The following is a 15,762-nucleotide window of genomic DNA, read 5'->3' as shown; positions in this document are numbered from 1 at the left end:
GTTGTCCGGGTCATGCGGCCTGGTTACGGGCTGTCTCACGGACTGACTGGTTGATGTCGTCGAGCAGCTTGCGATCCGTATGACCAATCGGCAGGTCGTAGGTAATGGTTGCGCCAAACGCCTGCGGGTCGTGTGGGTCGTTGCGAACCTTGTCGAAGACCAGCAGTCGTGTGCCCAGGTAGAAGCCTTCCTTGAGATCGTGGGTCACCATGAAAATGGTCGTGCCTGTTTCCTGCCAAAGCTTCAGCAACAGCTCATGCATGTCGCCGCGAATACCGGGATCAAGGGCGCCGAAGGGTTCATCCAGCAACAGGACACGGGGGCGCATGATCAGCGACTGTGCGATTGCGAGTCGTTGCTGCATACCGCCGGAAAGTTCGTGGGGCCATTTGTGGGCGGATGGACTCAGTCCGACTGAATCCAGCATGGCGTCCACTCTTTCCAGCGCCTCCCGCCGAGCACTGCCGAACAGCTTGCCCAGCAAGGGTTTCTGCTCCAGCTCCAACCCCAGCAGCACATTCTGGCGAACCGTTAGATGTGGAAACACTGAGTAGCGCTGGAATACGATGCCCCGATTGCGATCGGGTTCGCCCGGGAATACCTCACCATCCAGAAGAAACTCGCCTCGGCTGGCGCTTTCCTGACCGAGAAGCATCTTCAGGAAGGTGGACTTGCCGCAGCCGGAAGCGCCCACGAGGGTGCAGAATTCTCCCTGTTTCACCTCCAGGTTCAGGTTCTCCAGTACGACCTGGTCGCCATATTCCTTCCAGAGTTTGTTGACGGTAATGAAGCTCATCAGTGGCCTCCTGCGTTGTACCATGGGAACAGCCTGCGATTGGTAAAGCGCAGACACTGGTCGATGACGATGGCGAGGATAGTAATCCAGATAACGTAAGGCAGGATGACATCCATGGCGAGATAGCGGCGTACCAGGAAGATCCGGTAACCCAGGCCTTCGGTTGAGGCGATGGCTTCTGCCGCAATCAGGAACAGCCAGGCTGGTCCAAGACTCAGTCGCACCGCGTCGATCAGCCGGGGCATCACCTGGGGCAGGGCCATGCGGGTAATGACCTGCCAGGAGTTTGCGCCCAGTGTCTGTATCTTGATCAGTTGCTCGGTGGGCAGCTCCCGCACACGCTGGGCAACATCCCGCATCATGATCGGAGCAGTGCCGATTACAATCAGCATCACCTTGGACAGTTCGCCGAGTCCGAAAACAATGAAAAGTATAGGCAGTATCGCCAGGGGTGGCACCATGGACAGTGCGGAGACCAGTGGAGCCATGTTGGCGCGGACCATTGGCAGCACCCCGTTGAGAAGGCCCACGAACAGCGCCAGCAGGGCGGCAATGCCAACGCCCATGCCAAGACGCGCAAGGCTGGAGGTGGTGTCCTGCCACATCAGGAAATCACCACTGCGTCGGTCCTCCTGGAACGCCATGCGGTCGACGGCAGCCGTCATCTGTTCAAGACCGGGTAGCAGTTTGTCGTTGGGGTTTTCAGCCAGTCGTTCCTGAGAGGCGAGGCTGTAAACCAGCATGATAAGCAGGAAGGGCAGCAGGCCCAGCAGGGTCGCTGAGACTCGCCCTGGATGGCGGTTAATCAGTCGCATAAGACTTCTCCTCTGGCCACACAACACGGCTTGGTGATCGCAGACAACGCAATCGCGTGCGATTCAGTCTCCCGGGCTTTTGTCCCGCCGTGTAACCTCCCAGAGGTCGGTAACTCTCGGACCAGTCACCCGGGCAGGTGGTGAAGATCTGCCTGGATCGGAACCCTAGTCACCCATTTTTTCCGTCGTGTGCGCCGCACGGTTTGCGGTGTTGCTGTGAACGGATAATGGTTTTGAAAACCGTCTGGCCTGACCGTTGCAGGGGCCGTGCCACCTTTGCAGAATCGCCGGGTAAGGTGCCGTTCAGGGCATTGTCTGGAAAAAACCCTGCACCATGGGGGGGCGCGAATATTTGGGGCGCACTGTTACTGCGCCTTGCGCGCCAACCGGTCCTGCGCCGGCGTCCAAAGCGTCAAGACTGAAATCCCGATGCAGAGAATCAAGCATTCAGGCGAAATTCCCATTTAGCTGATCCTGAAAACTTGGTGGGCAAAGCTGCCAGGCAAGGTCTCGCCCGTAAGACTGTCAAATCGTTTACATTCTACTGCCGATCTTTCGACTAGACTGCTAGGCTTGTGCCGCTGGGCATGATAAACGTCAAGTCATCATGTCGTCGCTTTCCGGGCCGGGGCCTGGTCTCAACAAACAACAATAACGAGGAGTTTCAACGTGGAGTCCAGTCCGCTGATTTCGATCGGCTTGCCAATCTCTCTGTTCATCATCATGGTTGGCATTGGTCTGACCCTGACTCTTCGGGATTTCGGCCAGGTAACGCGCAACCCCCGAAGCATCGTAGTAGGCACCATTGCCCAGATCCTGCTGATGCCCCTGGTTGCCTTTGCCATTGCCGCCACCCTGGGGCTGGTACCGGCGCTGGCGGTAGGGCTGGTCATCATTGCGGCTTGTCCCGGTGGCACCACGTCTAATCTCTTCGTGCTCCTTGCGCGTGGCCATATAGCCCTGTCCATCCTGCTGACGGTGTCGGCCAGCCTGATTACCATAGTTACACTGCCTTTTTTCACCAACTACGCCCTGCAGATGCACTTTGGCGAGGCCGCGAATATCTCCTTGCCGGTCGGCAAGACCATCGCCATGCTGTTGGTGATCGTGCTGCTGCCGGTAGCCATTGGCATGTTTATCCGCACGAGGGCGCCAGCGAAAGCGCAAAAAGCCGAGGGTGTTGTCAGTATCTTCGGTGGCGTGGTGCTGTTGTTTCTGATTATTGCCCTGTTATGGGGATCACGGGAACGGTTGCCTGAATTGTTGTCACAGGCAGGACCGGCTGCCTTCCTGCTGAACCTGTTTGGTGTTGCCATCGGTCTGGGCGTTAGTCGTCTGGCAGGATTGTCCCAGCGAGAGTCCCTGGCGATTGCCGTGGAACTCGGTATCAAGAACGGCACCATTGCCCTGATGGTTGCGCTTACCCTGCTCGAATCCAGTGAGATGTCGATACCAGCCGTGGTTTATAGTGTGCTGATGTATGGCTTCGGCTGCATACTGATTGCCATGGGCCGACGACTGGTTCCGGTTCCCCGGTAACCGCCAGAGCTGCCGCTGAAAAGCGGCGCCTGTTGTTTGCTCTGGCTGTTGGTATCACTCGATTATTTCTTCGACAATCACCACCGGTGTGCCTGGCGAAACAGCCTGGCCTGCTTCCCGGCGCACGTCGACCACGCGACCACTCACCGGGCTCAGCAATTCAATTTCCATCTTCATCGACTCGATGATCGCCACCGGTCGCTGGGCCTCGATGGTGTCGCCGGCTTTCACCAGGCACTCCCATAGATTGCCTGCTACGTGACTTTCCACGGCATGCTGGCCTTCGGGCAGGTTGGTGATGTCGTCTTCGCCAGTGTCCTCCATTGGCGCTTCGGAGCTGAAGTTGATCTGGCCGGATTCGATCCAGCGTTGCAGCTCCTCATCAAAGGCGTGCTGGCGCTTGCCAGTGAACTCGCGGATTTCGTCGTCGTTATCCGCGAGGAAGCTCTCGTAATCCTTCAGGTTAAACCGGGTCTCCTCGACCCGGATCGGGTAATCACCGTTCGGGAAGTCGCGTCGGATCTGTTGCAGCTCGTCCGCACTCACCTCGTAGAAGCGAACCTGGTCGAAGAAACGCAGCAGCCAGGGCTTGCCCTCTTCGAAGAACTCGGTGGTGCGGTAACGATTCCACATCTGCAGGGTACGGCCGACAAACTGGTAACCACCCGGGCCCTCCATGCCGTAGATGCACAGGTAGGCACCGCCGATGCCAACGGAGTTCTCGGCTGTCCAGGTCCGGGCCGGATTGTACTTGGTGGTGACCAGGCGGTGGCGAGGATCCAGAGGTGTTGCCACCGGCGCGCCCAGGTAAACATCGCCAAGGCCCATTACCAGGTAAGTCGCCTCAAACAGTGTCCTTTTGACCTCGTCGATACTTTCGAGGCCGTTGATGCGACGAATGAATTCCAGGTTGCTCGGGCACCAGGGCGCGTCTTTGCGCACCGACTGCATGTACTTCTGGATGGCGGTGTGACAGGCCTCGTCATCCCAGGAGAGGGGCAGATGCACGATACGGGCGGGCACGTCCCACTCCGGCTGCTGTTCCAGCTCCTTCTCGGCACTGATCAGCAGGTCCAGCAGGACGCGCTGGTTCAGTTTCTGGCTGTCGTAATGGACCTGGAGGGAGCGGATGCCGGGTGTAAGTTCCAGGATGGCATCATGATGCTGCTCCCGGAGCCAGAGCATCAGTGCATGGGCCCGGAAGCGCAGGCGGATGTCCAGCTCCATGGGGCCATATTCCACCAGCACATAATTGTCGCCAGCGGCACGATAGATCACGCCGGTTTCGTGTTGCTCGCTGCTCAGTGATGCCAGAATGGGCGTGTCCGGCTGGATGGGCTCAATGCTTGCGGTTGCTGCCGTGAGTGTGGAAACGGATTCGTCCAGTGCGTGCCGCAGGGCCACGGCCTGATCCTGGCTGACCGGCACAAACTGCACCTTGTCGCCGGCCTTGAGCTGGCCCAGCTTCCACAGGTCGGCGCTGATGACCGTCACCGGGCAGACGAAGCCTCCCAGGCTCGGGCCATCCGGGCCAAGAATCACAGGCATGTCTCCGGTGAAGTCCACCGTACCCACCGCATAGGCGTTGTCATGGATGTTGGACGGATGCATGCCCGCCTCGCCACCGTCACTGCGCGCCCATTCCGGTTTCGGCCCGATCAGGCGCACGCCGGTTCGGCTGGAGTTGTAGTGAATCTCCCACTCGCTGTCGAAGAAGGTTTCGATGTCCTGCTCGGTGAAATAATCCGGCGCTCCATGGGGGCCATAGGTGACGTGCAACTGCCAGGTCTTACCGATGGCAGGCTTCAGGTCTGCGGGCATGGCCGAGGCTGCGACCGATTCGGCATCCGGCAGAGCGAGTACATCGCCGGCTCGCAAGGCGCGGCCGCAATGGCCGCCAAACTGACCCAGGGTGAAGGTGCTGCAGGAGGTCAGGTATTCCGGGCAGTCCAGGCCGCCACGGAATAACACATAGGCCCGGGCACCGCCTTCGCTCGTGGCGCCCAGCTTTAGGGTGCCACCGGCGGGCACATCCAGCACCTGCCAGAAGGCAATGGGTTCATCGTTCAGGCTGGCCTTGAGTTCGGCGCCGGTCAGGACAATCTGGGTCGCCCGGTTGAAAACCAGGGTCGGTCCTTTCAGGGTAATTTCCAGACCGGGAGCGCCTTCCTCGTTACCCAGAAGGCGATTACCCAGACGGAAAGAATAGCTGTCAAACGGCCCGGAGGGCGGTACGCCGATCTCCCAGTAACCGATCCGGCCGGGGTAGTCCTGGACCGTGGTCATGGTACCGCCGCTGAGGACATCCACGGTGGCGGGGCTGTAAACAAGCTCATTGAGCGTGCGGGTGAACAGACGGCCTTCGATGAAGCGCGGGTCGTCCAGCACCTGACGAACATACCTCAGGTTGGTTTCTATGCCATAGAGTTGACTGTCATCCAGGGCGGTCATCAGTTTCTGACGGGCCGATTCGCGGTCCGGCTCATGAACAATGACCTTGGCCAGCATCGGGTCGAACAGTGGTGATATTTCCGTTCCCGGCTGGATCCAGTGATCAATGCGCAGGCCGTCATCCTCGGGCCACCTGACGTTGGTTAACAGCCCGGCGCTGGGCTGAAAATCCTTGTTCGGATCTTCCGCGTAAATCCGCACCTGAATGGCGTGGCCAGCCGGTTTCAGCTCGTCGGCAAGCTTTGTCAGATCGGGCAGGGTGCCGCCCCCCAGTTGCACCATCCAGCTTACGATGTCGACACCGTAAACCTGCTCGGTAACCCCGTGTTCCACCTGTAAGCGGGTATTCACTTCCAGGAAGTAGAACTCGGTGGTGTCCGGATCGTAGATGAATTCCACCGTGCCGGCACTGCGATAGGCAATGCTCTCGCCCAGCTTGCGGGCTGTGGTATGCATGCGCTCACGGACATCGTCGGCCAGGCCCGGCGCAGGGGCCTCTTCAATTACCTTCTGGTTGCGGCGCTGGGCCGAGCAGTCCCTCTCACCGAGAGCGGCAACCGCGCCCTTGCCGTTGCCGAACAGCTGGACCTCAATGTGGCGGGCGTGCTCGACAAATTTTTCCAGGAACACACCATTGTTGCTGAAGTTGTTCTGGCTCAGACGCTGTACCGACTCGAAACTCTTGCTCAGATCCTCAGCGCTGTAGCAGCGTGACATACCGATACCGCCACCGCCGGCGGTGCTTTTCAGCATGACCGGGTAGCCAATGGTCTCGGCGGCGGACAGGGCGTCATCCAGATCGGTCAGCAAGCCGGTACCTGGAAGCAGGGGGACACCGGCCTGTTCGGCGAGCGCCCGGGCTGTGTGCTTCAGGCCGAACTCCTCCATCTGCTCCGGTGTTGGCCCCAGAAAGACAACGCCCTCAGACTCACAACGGCGGGCAAAATCGGCATTCTCACTGAGAAAGCCGTAGCCCGGGTGGATGGCGCCGGCGCCGCTCTTGCCGATGACTTCGAACAGCTTGTCCTGATCCAGATAGGTGGTCGCAGCTGAACCTTCGCCCAGTGAATACGCCTCGTCCGCCTGGCGCACGTGCAGCGAGTCGGCGTCTGCCTCGGCATAAACCGCCACCGAGGTGATGCCCATGGTCCGCAGGGTTCGGACCACCCGGCAGGCAATGGCACCGCGGTTGGCGATCAGAACCTTGTTGAATGTCCCGTTCAGCTCCATACCAGCACCTCGATCGGCGTCGGGTTGTAGGCATTACACGGGTTGTTCAGTTGCGGGCAATTGGAAATCATCACCAGCACATCCATCTCGGCCTTCAGCTCTACGTATTTGCCGGCGTCAGAAATGCCGTCGGCGAAGGTCAGGCCGCCGTCAGAGGTGACCGGCACGTTCATGAAGAAGTTGATGTTGTGGGTAATGTCCCGCTTGGTCATGCCCAGCTCTTCATGCTCGGTGACCGCCACCAGCCAGCTGTCGCGGCAGGCGTGCATGCACTTCTTTTCCAGGGCATAGCGGGTGGTGTTGCTTTCTGCGGCGCAGGCACCGCCGAGGGTGTCGTGGCGGCCACAGGTATCAGCGGTGATCTCCAGCATGACGTTGTTTTCAGAGGACCTCAGCTTTGAGCCGGCGGTCAGGTAGACATTGCCCTGCTCGCGGATGGTGTCCACCGCGCTGTAACGCTCGGTCGGGTTGTGGGCGTTGTAGAACAGGGTATCCGCAGCCTGGTTGCCTTCCAGGTCGAGGATACGAACGGTTTCGCCTGCTTTCACAATTTTCAGGAAATACTCGCCCGCGGGTACTGTCTCGCGGAAGCTGGCGTTCTCTGGCTTCAATATGCTTTGTTTAATCATGTCCGGCCTCCTCGCGATCAGGACTGCATCATGTGATACAGGGCAGTATTGGCGAAGGCGCGGGTGGCCTCCGGCGACGAGATCTTGCAAGGGTCGGCATCGGTGACCGGTGCCGCCTTGAAGAGCTGATACCGCAAAGGGTGGCTCGGATAGTCAGAGGCCGTGTTCAGCGGGTGCGGGCAGGTGTGCAACACCACAATGGTGTCCATTTCAAAGCGAAGGTCCACGGTGGCGCCAGCGTGTGAGTGATCGCTGACATACGCCATGTTGCCGTCGTCGTCGGTTTTGACCTTGCTGAACCAGTTCAGGTTGGCGGTCAGGTCTTTCTTGCCCAGACCGTACTTGGCCAGTTCGTTCAGGAAGCTGGAAAACCCGTTGCGGTGATAATGATTGTGGGCTTCCTGATAGGTCTTCTGGCCCCAGCGCTGCTCGACCAAATCGGCGTTACAGGTACCGCTGACTGTATCGTGCCAGCCCAGGTCATCGCGAATGATGGAGGCGAAGACCCGGCCCATGTCGGAAAGCAGAACGTGACCGCTGGTCAGCAGAAAGGTGTGCTGGTTCTTCAGGGTGTCCGGCATGTTGTACCGCTCGAGGGGGTTCTCGGGGTTGTACATCAACATGCCGACGTTGGTCCCGCCGGTCTCATCAATCAGGCGCAGCACATGGCCGCGGCGCATAACGAAAGACCAGTGGGATCCGCCGGGAATCAGATCGTCGTAGAGGGGGGCTGCAGATTGCAACATAACCTTTTCCTCATGGCTGGGAGTGTTTTCTAAAACACGAGAGGCGTCAGTAACTGAACGATCCTCCCGGGCTTTTGTCCCGCCGTGTAGCCTTGGAAAAGGCCGTCAACTCTCGGACCAGTCACCTGCTTTCCCCTGTCGGGGGGAGGGCAGGCCGGAACCCTAGTCGACCATTTGTCAGATTGTCGCGCTTTGATTGTGGTTTCAGTAACCGACTTCTCGCTGCGTCATGAATGATTAGCAGAGTCCATGCCAGTTCAATAACTAACTGTTTTGTTTGACTTTAATTTTTTAGTCTAAAGAACTGCTGCCTGCTCATAGGGCGATTGCACTAATTCAGTGCAAGTTTTGGCGCGTTGTCTGTGCAAAATTTAATTGTCGTCGGTCTGGTGCTGAAGGCAACCCTGCCGGTGCCTTCAGGTCATCTACTACCAAGGGAGGAGTTTTTCGCCTCCATCGCATCATTCAACTATCCCGGTTTGGGGTCTACATTGAACGAGTAAGCGCGAAAGGCCGCGTTGCCCTGCGATAAACACAACAAGAGGTCGACATCATGATCTACGCACAACCAGGAAAGGATGGCTCCGTCGTTTCTTTCAAATCCCGTTACGAAAACTACATTGGTGGCGAGTGGGTTGCCCCGGTGAAAGGTCAGTATTTCGAAAACATTACACCCGTAACTGGTGATGTAATCTGTGAAATTCCCCGATCCACCGCCGAAGACATTGACGTGGCGCTGGACGCCGCCCATAAGGCCGCACCGGCTTGGGGCAAGACCTCACCCACCGAGCGCTCCAACATTCTGTTGAAAATTGCGGACCGCATCGAGGCCAACCTTGAGAAGCTCGCGGTTGCGGAAACCTGGGATAACGGCAAGGCCGTTCGTGAAACCCTGAATGCGGACATCCCGTTGGCGGCGGACCACTTCCGCTACTTCGCTGGCTGCCTGCGTGCCCAGGAAGGTCATATGGGTGAAATCGACCACAACACCGTGGCGTACCATTTCCACGAGCCGCTGGGCGTGGTTGGACAGATCATTCCCTGGAACTTCCCGGTGCTGATGGCGGCCTGGAAGCTGGGCCCCTGTCTGGCTGCCGGTAACTGCACCGTGCTCAAGCCGGCTGAACAAACGCCTGCCAGCATTCTGGTGCTGATGGAAATCATCGGTGATCTGCTGCCGCCGGGCGTGCTCAACATCGTGAACGGTTATGGCATTGAAGCCGGTCAGGCCCTGGCTTCGAGCAAGCGCATCGCCAAGATTGCCTTTACCGGCTCCACCCCGGTTGGCTCTCACATTCTCAAGTGCGCTGCGGAAAACATCATTCCCTCGACTGTTGAGCTGGGGGGCAAGTCTCCGAACATCTACTTCTCGGACGTTATGAAGGCCGAGCCGGAATTCGTCGACAAGTGTGTGGAAGGTCTGGTTCTGGCGTTCTTTAACCAGGGTGAGGTCTGTACCTGTCCGTCGCGGGCGCTGGTGCAGGAAGACATGTTTGAAGAGTTCATGCAGAAAGTCGTTGAGCGCACGAAGTCGATCAAGCGCGGCAACCCGCTCGATACCGATGTGCAGGTAGGTGCGCAGGCCAGTAAGGAGCAGTTCGACAAGATCATGTCCTACCTGGCGATTGGTAAGGAAGAGGGCGCTGTGGTGCTGACCGGTGGTGACCGTGAGGACCTTGGTGAAGAGTTCAATAACGGTTTCTACATCCAGCCGACCCTGTTCAAGGGCGACAACAAGATGCGTGTCTTCCAGGAAGAAATTTTCGGGCCGGTGGTAGGTGTGACTACCTTCAAGACCGAAGAAGAAGCTCTGGCCATCGCCAACGACACCGAGTTTGGTCTCGGTGCCGGCGTCTGGACCCGCGATACCAATCTCGCCTATCGCATGGGTCGGAACATCCAGGCGGGTCGGGTATGGATGAACTGCTACCACGCCTATCCGGCACATGCGGCCTTCGGTGGCTACAAGAAGTCCGGTGTTGGTCGCGAGACCCATAAGATGGCGTTGGAGCATTACCAGCAGACCAAGTGCATGCTGACCAGCTACGACATCAACCCTCTGGGCTTCTTCTGATCCGAAAAAGCAGCAACCGAGCCCATCCACACGGGCTCGTATGTGAGTCAGCACAGCGGATGTGCGCCTTCATTTCCCCGGCGTCTGGCCGGGGGCCTCCTGCGGGAGCTTCTGGGTTTATTGTCACTCTATTCAGGCCCTTCCCAGGGCCTTTTTTTGTTTGGGGCGGGAACGAACCCGGGTGAGTTGCGGTCTGGGTCTTTGGGACTCCTAAAAACAGTGCGAAAGTAGCATATGGGGCCCGGATTACCATCGCTAGGATGACAAGTGAATTATCGGCTAGACTGATAATGCACCATCAATGCCTAACAACGACGACAAGAGGTGAGCATTATGTGGACCAAACCAGCTTATGAAGATCTGCGGATCGGATTTGAAGTCACTATGTACTTCGCCAACCGCTGAGAAAACAAAACGGCCAGCGATCCATTGCTGGCCGTTTTCGTTCCGGAGTTCTTCCAATGCAGATTCACGTCCTTGGCTCCGCCGCCGGCGGTGGCTTTCCCCAGTGGAATTGCAATTGCGCCAACTGCAACGGTTTCCGAGAAGGAAGCCTGAATGCCAGGGCCCGTACCCAATCCTCTATTGCTGTCAGTGAAGATGGCGAACACTGGATTCTGTTTAATGCCTCCCCGGATATCCGTGCCCAGTTGGCTTCTTTTGCAGCAATGCAGCCAGCACGCACTCTTCGAGACACGGGGATTGATGCCATCCTGCTGATGGACAGTCAGGTAGACCACACCACTGGGTTGCTGTCCCTCCGCGAAGGTCTTCCGATGGACGTATGGTGCACCGAGCAGGTTCATGAAGACCTGAGTGGCGGTTTTCCACTGTTCACCATGCTCAAACACTGGAACGGTGGCCTTAACTGGCGGCAGATCGAAGCGTCTGAACAGGCGTCGTTTGCTATCCCGTGTGCACCTTCGATACAGCTGACGGCGATCCCGCTGCTGAGCAACGCACCCCCCTATTCGCCGCGCCGGGATAACCCCCATCCGGGTGACAATATCGGTATTTTTCTGGAAGACACCCGCACCGGACAGAAGGTGCTCTACGCACCAGGGCTGGGTGAGCCCGACGAGCGCATTCTGGCCTGGATGAAAAAGGCGGATGTGTTGCTGGTCGACGGTACCGTCTGGCACGACGATGAAATGATTCGTCAGGAAGTGGGAACCAAAACCGGTCAGGCCATGGGGCATCTGGCCCAGAGTGGCCCGGGCGGCATGATCGAGGTACTGGACGCCATGCCGGCCAGTCGCAAGGTTCTTATTCATATCAATAACACCAACCCGATCCTGAACGAGGATTCCCCGGAGCGCGCGGAGCTGTCGCAGCACGGCATTGAGGTTTCCTGGGACGGGATGCACATCGATTTGTCGGGGCAGCCATGAACGCCATTGCCAATACCGCCATGAACCGCGAGGACTTTGAGCAGTCCCTGCGGGACAAGGGCCGCTTCTATCACATTCATCACCCGTACCATAAAGCCATGTATGGCGGGCAATGTACGCCGGAGCAGATTCGCGGCTGGGTGGCAAACCGGTATTACTACCAGATAAAGATTCCCCAGAAAGACGCGGCCATCATGGCCAACTGCCCTGATGCGAATGTGCGCCGGCTCTGGTTGCAGCGGATCCTGGATCACGACGGCCATGATGGCGATGAAGGGGGCATCGAGGCCTGGTTGAGTCTTGCCGAAGCCGTGGGGCTGACCCGGGAAGAAGTTATTGACCAGCGCCATGTATTGCCGGGTGTCCGGTTCGCGGTTGACGCCTACCTGAACTTTGCCCGCAGGGCGACCTGGCAGGAGGCTGCCTGTTCGTCACTGACCGAGTTATTTGCTCCGGAAATTCACCAGTCCCGCCTGGATAGCTGGCCCCAGCACTACCCCTGGATCGAGGAAGGCGGCTACAGCTATTTCCGCAAGCGCCTGTCTGAGGCCCGCCGGGATGTAGAACATGGTTTGTCGATTACCCTGGACCATTTCACCACAGCGGGGCAGCAATCGCGGGCACTGGAAATACTGCAATTCAAGCTGGATATCCTGTGGTCGATGCTGGATGCGCTGACGATGGCCTACATGCATCAGACGCCGCCGTTCCACACCGTCACCGATCAACAAGTCTGGCACCGGGGGTTGTAAATGGAGACCTTGATGGCCCGGACCCCCCGATTCCGCCGTGGTTTCCGGTTTCAGTGGGAGCCTGCCCAGGAGTCCTATGTCCTGCTGTATCCGGAAGGCATGGTAAAGCTCAATGGCAGTGCCGGCGCCATCCTCAATGAAGTGGATGGCCAACGCAGCGTTGCCGATATCGTATCGTCGCTGGAGCAGCAGTTCCCGGATGCGGGCTCGCTGAGTCAGGACGTTGTCGACTTTCTTCAGGATGTGGAGAAACAGCACTGGATTGAACTGACATGACCGTTCCCGAAAGCAAACAGACTCCCCCCGGTATTGGACCGCCGCTCTGGCTGCTGGCGGAGCTGACCTACCGCTGCCCATTGCAGTGCCCCTATTGTTCAAATCCGCTGGATTTTGCCCAGACCGAAAGCGAGCTGACGACGGAAGAGTGGGTGAGCGTTCTGCGACAGGGCCGCGCCATGGGCGCCGCCCAGCTGGGTTTCTCCGGCGGCGAACCGCTGGTGCGGCAGGATTTGCCAGAGCTGATCACAGAGGCACGACAGCTGGGGTATTACACCAATCTGATTACGTCTGGTCTGGGCCTGAATGAGGCCAAGGTTGAAGCGTTTGCCGAGGCCGGGCTGGACCACATTCAGGTCAGTTTCCAGGCGTCAGATCCGGAGCTGAATAATGCGGTTGCCGGCTCCCGCAAGGCCTTTGACCAGAAACTGGCGATGGCCCGGGCAGTGAAGGAAGCCGGCTACCCCATGGTGCTCAACTTCGTCATTCACCGGCACAACATTCATCAGATGAACGACATCATGGATCTGTGTGAACGGCTGGGAGCTGACTATGTGGAACTGGCTACCTGCCAGTACTACGGCTGGGCCTTTGAGAACCGGGAAGGTCTGATGCCCTCCAAAGCCCAGCTCGAAAAGGCTGAGCATGAGGTGAATGTCTATCGCCAGCGTCTTGATGACAATGGCTCGGCCATGAAGCTGATCTTCGTCACTCCGGATTACTACGAAGAGCGCCCCAAGGCGTGTATGAATGGCTGGGGTAGCCTGTTCCTGACCGTGGCCCCCGATGGCACGGCGCTGCCGTGTCATAGCGCCCGCCTCTTGCCTATCGAATTCCCGAACGTTCGCACTATGGATCTCCGAAGCATCTGGTACGAAAGTCCCGGATTCAATCACTACCGGGGCGACAGCTGGATGCCGGAACCCTGTCGGTCCTGTGATGAGAAAGGTAAAGACTTTGGCGGTTGCCGTTGTCAGGCGTACCTGCTCACCGGCAACGCCGATAACGCCGACCCCGTGTGCAGCAAATCTCCGCATCACGATCGGATTCTTGCGGCCAGGAGGGCCGCGGACCATGCCACGGCCGGCATTGAGGAGCTGACTTTCCGTAATGCGAACAACTCACGGCTATTCTTCCGGAGCTGACCAGTCCCCGGTCTCAGGAAGCGTCGGCGCCCCGGGTGACGCTCCGTCCTGGTTGTCAGCCTGGGAGGCCACGTCGGCGCTCCGGCAGTTTGGTGAACTCGCGGTATCTGAGCAGGGTATTTTCTGGCTGACGTACGAGCCAGCCGTGGGCGGATCTGTCATTACCGGGCTGGATGCCAGTGGTTCCTGCAACCAGATTGGTGGGGCTCTCACTGTGCGCAGTCGGGTTAATGGCTATGGTGGCGGAGCGCTTTGCGCCAGCGCCGGCTGCCTGTATGCCGTGTCCGAACAGCAGCAGATTGTTCGCCTTGATCCGGGGAATAACCAGAGCCGGGTGCTGACCGTGAATGGCCAGGACTGTTTTGGCGGATTGGTTCCCGATACCAGGCGTCAGCGCGTGCTGGCGGTTCGTGAAACGGCGACGGGACAGGAGCTGGTCGCGGTTGACGACCAGGGTGGTCTGGAGCTTCTGCATCAGGGCGAGGATTTTTATGGTGCTCCGGTGCTTTCTCCCGATGGCCGGCGGATTGCCTGGATCTCCTGGCAGTTGCCGGATATGCCCTGGATTCGGTCCACACTCTGGACCGCTGAGCTGGATGCGCAGGGTGTCCTTGGCAATGCCTGCGCCTGGTCGGCCCCCATTGATGCCAGTGTTCAACAGCCAGTGTTTGATGGTGATGATTTGTGGGTGCTGTCCGATCACGATGGCTGGTGGCAGCCCTTTCGTTTTGTGGTCCATAACAACATCGGAGTCTGGCTGAAAGGGGATGCACCTGCTCTCGATCATGCCAACGCGCCGTGGCAGTTGGGCGAGAGTCATCACTGCTGTTTGCCCCATGGCGGCTGGGCGCGGGTGATGTACAGCCAGGGTGCCGGTGAGCTCTGGCTAAGGCGTCGGGGGTCTTGTGCACTGGTGCGTTTGGCGGAGCAATACAGTGACTTTCGTTGCGTTCAGAGTTGTGGTGAATACGTTTATTGCATAGCACGCTCGGCGAACGTTCTGGACGCTGTGCTGCAGATCCATCCCGAAACCGGGAAGGTTGATGTTTTGGCTGGCGGGGAAGCGCCCTGGGCCAATCGCCGTATCGCCCAGCCGATCCCATTCGAGACTCTCCCTGGTGATGGCGCGGAGTTTTCGGTCCCCGGTTTTTTCTATAGCCCGGAAACGCCGGGCGATGAGCCACCTCCGCTGATCCTGATTGCCCATGGGGGACCAACGTCTGCTGCCTACCCGGTATTCAACCCCCAGATACAGTTCTGGTGTCAACGGGGCTTTGCCGTGGCCGAAGTGAATTATCGGGGCAGTAGCGGGTTTGGCCGGGCTTACCGGATGTCGTTGGCCGGCCGCTGGGGTGAAGCGGACGTGGAAGACATGGAGCGTGCCGCTGATCACCTGTCCGGACTTCGGCTTGCAAGCAGGCGGAACGTGTTCATTCAGGGGCGCAGCTCTGGTGGCTACACTGTCCTGATGGCAATGATCCGGAGTGAGCGTTTTGCCGGAGGTGCCAGCCTTTACGGTGTGACCGACCCGTTGAGGTTGCGGGCCATGACTCATCGCTTTGAATCCGGCTATCTGGATTGGTTGCTTGGTTCACCGGAAGCGTTCCCGGAGCGTTGGCACGAACGCACGCCAATGAATCATGCCGCGTCGATTACGACCCCTTCGATCTTTTTTCAGGGCGGTCGGGATCAGGTGGTGGTACCGGAACAGACCCGTGCCATGGTCTCTGCCATCCAGGCGGCGGGCGGGCTTGTGCAATTGCACTGGTTTGAGGATGAAGGGCACGGTTTTCGTCAGCAGGCCAATCAGGTCGGGGTACTCGAATGGCTGTTCAGTTTTTACCGTAAACATAGCCTGAAGGCCGGTGATCGCGCTGATAACTTGAGTTAGACTCGCGGGTATTCCTATAACAACAAA

The 15,762-nt window shown here is 58.5% G+C and carries 13 protein-coding genes and 2 riboswitches; of the genes, 8 read left to right on the top strand and 5 right to left on the bottom strand.

The features are described from left to right. Positions 1-10 precede the first annotated feature (10 nt). On the bottom strand, positions 11-796 hold the full coding sequence (locus KFJ24_RS12775) for an ABC transporter ATP-binding protein (RefSeq protein WP_250831478.1): 786 nt from the start codon (positions 794-796) through the stop codon (positions 11-13). Continuing rightward, positions 796-1,611: an ABC transporter permease gene (locus KFJ24_RS12770; protein ID WP_250831477.1), complete on the bottom strand. Its 816-nt coding sequence runs from the start codon at positions 1,609-1,611 to the stop codon at positions 796-798. The genes KFJ24_RS12775 and KFJ24_RS12770 overlap by 1 nt, the downstream gene beginning before the upstream one ends. Before the next feature lie 66 nt (positions 1,612-1,677). Next, positions 1,678-1,791: riboswitch (guanidine-I (ykkC/yxkD leader) on the bottom strand. Positions 1,792-2,280: 489 nt separating this feature from the next. On the opposite strand from KFJ24_RS12770, the gene KFJ24_RS12765 reads away from it, so the two are divergent. After that, positions 2,281-3,150 carry a bile acid:sodium symporter family protein gene (locus tag KFJ24_RS12765; protein WP_250831476.1) on the top strand — a complete coding sequence of 290 codons (870 nt, stop codon included), beginning with the start codon at positions 2,281-2,283 and terminating at the stop codon, positions 3,148-3,150. A gap of 54 nt (positions 3,151-3,204) precedes the next feature. On the opposite strand, the gene uca is transcribed toward KFJ24_RS12765, so the two are convergent. From uca to KFJ24_RS12750, 3 genes are read right to left on the bottom strand one after another with little or no spacing between them, the layout of a single operon-like run. Further along, positions 3,205-6,831: an urea carboxylase gene (gene uca, locus KFJ24_RS12760; RefSeq protein ID WP_250831475.1), complete on the bottom strand. Its 3,627-nt coding sequence runs from the start codon at positions 6,829-6,831 to the stop codon at positions 3,205-3,207. After that, positions 6,822-7,460 carry an urea amidolyase associated protein UAAP2 gene (locus tag KFJ24_RS12755; RefSeq protein WP_250831474.1) on the bottom strand — a complete coding sequence of 213 codons (639 nt, stop codon included), beginning with the start codon at positions 7,458-7,460 and terminating at the stop codon, positions 6,822-6,824. Before KFJ24_RS12755 ends, uca begins: the two co-directional genes overlap by 10 nt. 17 nt (positions 7,461-7,477) lie before the next feature. Then, on the bottom strand, positions 7,478-8,206 hold the full coding sequence (locus KFJ24_RS12750; RefSeq protein ID WP_250831473.1) for an urea amidolyase associated protein UAAP1: 729 nt from the start codon (positions 8,204-8,206) through the stop codon (positions 7,478-7,480). A gap of 61 nt (positions 8,207-8,267) precedes the next feature. Then, positions 8,268-8,383: riboswitch (guanidine-I (ykkC/yxkD leader) on the bottom strand. 376 nt (positions 8,384-8,759) lie between these two features. On the opposite strand from KFJ24_RS12750, the gene exaC reads away from it, so the two are divergent. The 7 genes from exaC (at position 8,760) to KFJ24_RS12715 (ending at position 15,735) form a co-directional block, all read left to right on the top strand. Next, complete coding sequence (gene exaC, locus KFJ24_RS12745) at positions 8,760-10,280, top strand: acetaldehyde dehydrogenase ExaC (RefSeq protein ID WP_250831472.1); 1,521 nt, start codon at positions 8,760-8,762, stop codon at positions 10,278-10,280. Between the two features lie 333 nt (positions 10,281-10,613). After that, complete coding sequence (gene pqqA, locus KFJ24_RS12740) at positions 10,614-10,685, top strand: pyrroloquinoline quinone precursor peptide PqqA (protein WP_007153157.1); 72 nt, start codon at positions 10,614-10,616, stop codon at positions 10,683-10,685. Positions 10,686-10,741: 56 nt separating this feature from the next. Continuing rightward, positions 10,742-11,671 carry a pyrroloquinoline quinone biosynthesis protein PqqB gene (gene pqqB / locus KFJ24_RS12735; protein ID WP_250831471.1) on the top strand — a complete coding sequence of 310 codons (930 nt, stop codon included), beginning with the start codon at positions 10,742-10,744 and terminating at the stop codon, positions 11,669-11,671. After that, on the top strand, positions 11,668-12,423 hold the full coding sequence (gene pqqC / locus KFJ24_RS12730; RefSeq protein ID WP_250831470.1) for a pyrroloquinoline-quinone synthase PqqC: 756 nt from the start codon (positions 11,668-11,670) through the stop codon (positions 12,421-12,423). Before pqqB ends, pqqC begins: the two co-directional genes overlap by 4 nt. After that, a complete protein-coding gene (gene pqqD / locus KFJ24_RS12725; protein ID WP_434968011.1) occupies positions 12,424-12,699 on the top strand; it encodes a pyrroloquinoline quinone biosynthesis peptide chaperone PqqD in 276 nt (91 codons plus the stop codon). Continuing rightward, complete coding sequence (gene pqqE, locus KFJ24_RS12720) at positions 12,696-13,844, top strand: pyrroloquinoline quinone biosynthesis protein PqqE (protein ID WP_250831468.1); 1,149 nt, start codon at positions 12,696-12,698, stop codon at positions 13,842-13,844. Before pqqD ends, pqqE begins: the two co-directional genes overlap by 4 nt. Further along, a complete protein-coding gene (locus KFJ24_RS12715) occupies positions 13,810-15,735 on the top strand; it encodes a S9 family peptidase (RefSeq protein ID WP_250831467.1) in 1,926 nt (641 codons plus the stop codon). Before pqqE ends, KFJ24_RS12715 begins: the two co-directional genes overlap by 35 nt. Positions 15,736-15,762: the final 27 nt, after the last annotated feature.

Origin of the sequence: Marinobacter sediminum (genome assembly GCF_023657445.1) — a bacterium.
Classification (GTDB): Bacteria; Pseudomonadota; Gammaproteobacteria; order Pseudomonadales; family Oleiphilaceae; genus Marinobacter; species Marinobacter sediminum_A.
This window is presented reverse-complemented; position numbering and strand designations above follow the sequence as displayed.

What these genes read in the sequence shown, in the direction of transcription:
- KFJ24_RS12775 (WP_250831478.1), bottom strand. Translation starts at nt 796, where the DNA reads ATGAGCTTCATTACCGTCAACAAACTCTGGAAGGAATATGGCGACCAG.
- KFJ24_RS12770 (WP_250831477.1), bottom strand. Translation starts at nt 1,611, where the DNA reads ATGCGACTGATTAACCGCCATCCAGGGCGAGTCTCAGCGACCCTGCTG.
- uca (WP_250831475.1), bottom strand. Translation starts at nt 6,831, where the DNA reads ATGGAGCTGAACGGGACATTCAACAAGGTTCTGATCGCCAACCGCGGT.
- KFJ24_RS12755 (WP_250831474.1), bottom strand. Translation starts at nt 7,460, where the DNA reads ATGATTAAACAAAGCATATTGAAGCCAGAGAACGCCAGCTTCCGCGAG.
- KFJ24_RS12750 (WP_250831473.1), bottom strand. Translation starts at nt 8,206, where the DNA reads ATGTTGCAATCTGCAGCCCCCCTCTACGACGATCTGATTCCCGGCGGA.
- exaC (WP_250831472.1), top strand. Translation starts at nt 8,760, where the DNA reads ATGATCTACGCACAACCAGGAAAGGATGGCTCCGTCGTTTCTTTCAAA.
- pqqB (WP_250831471.1), top strand. Translation starts at nt 10,742, where the DNA reads ATGCAGATTCACGTCCTTGGCTCCGCCGCCGGCGGTGGCTTTCCCCAG.
- pqqC (WP_250831470.1), top strand. Translation starts at nt 11,668, where the DNA reads ATGAACGCCATTGCCAATACCGCCATGAACCGCGAGGACTTTGAGCAG.
- pqqD (WP_434968011.1), top strand. Translation starts at nt 12,424, where the DNA reads ATGGAGACCTTGATGGCCCGGACCCCCCGATTCCGCCGTGGTTTCCGG.
- pqqE (WP_250831468.1), top strand. Translation starts at nt 12,696, where the DNA reads ATGACCGTTCCCGAAAGCAAACAGACTCCCCCCGGTATTGGACCGCCG.
- KFJ24_RS12715 (WP_250831467.1), top strand. Translation starts at nt 13,810, where the DNA reads ATGCGAACAACTCACGGCTATTCTTCCGGAGCTGACCAGTCCCCGGTC.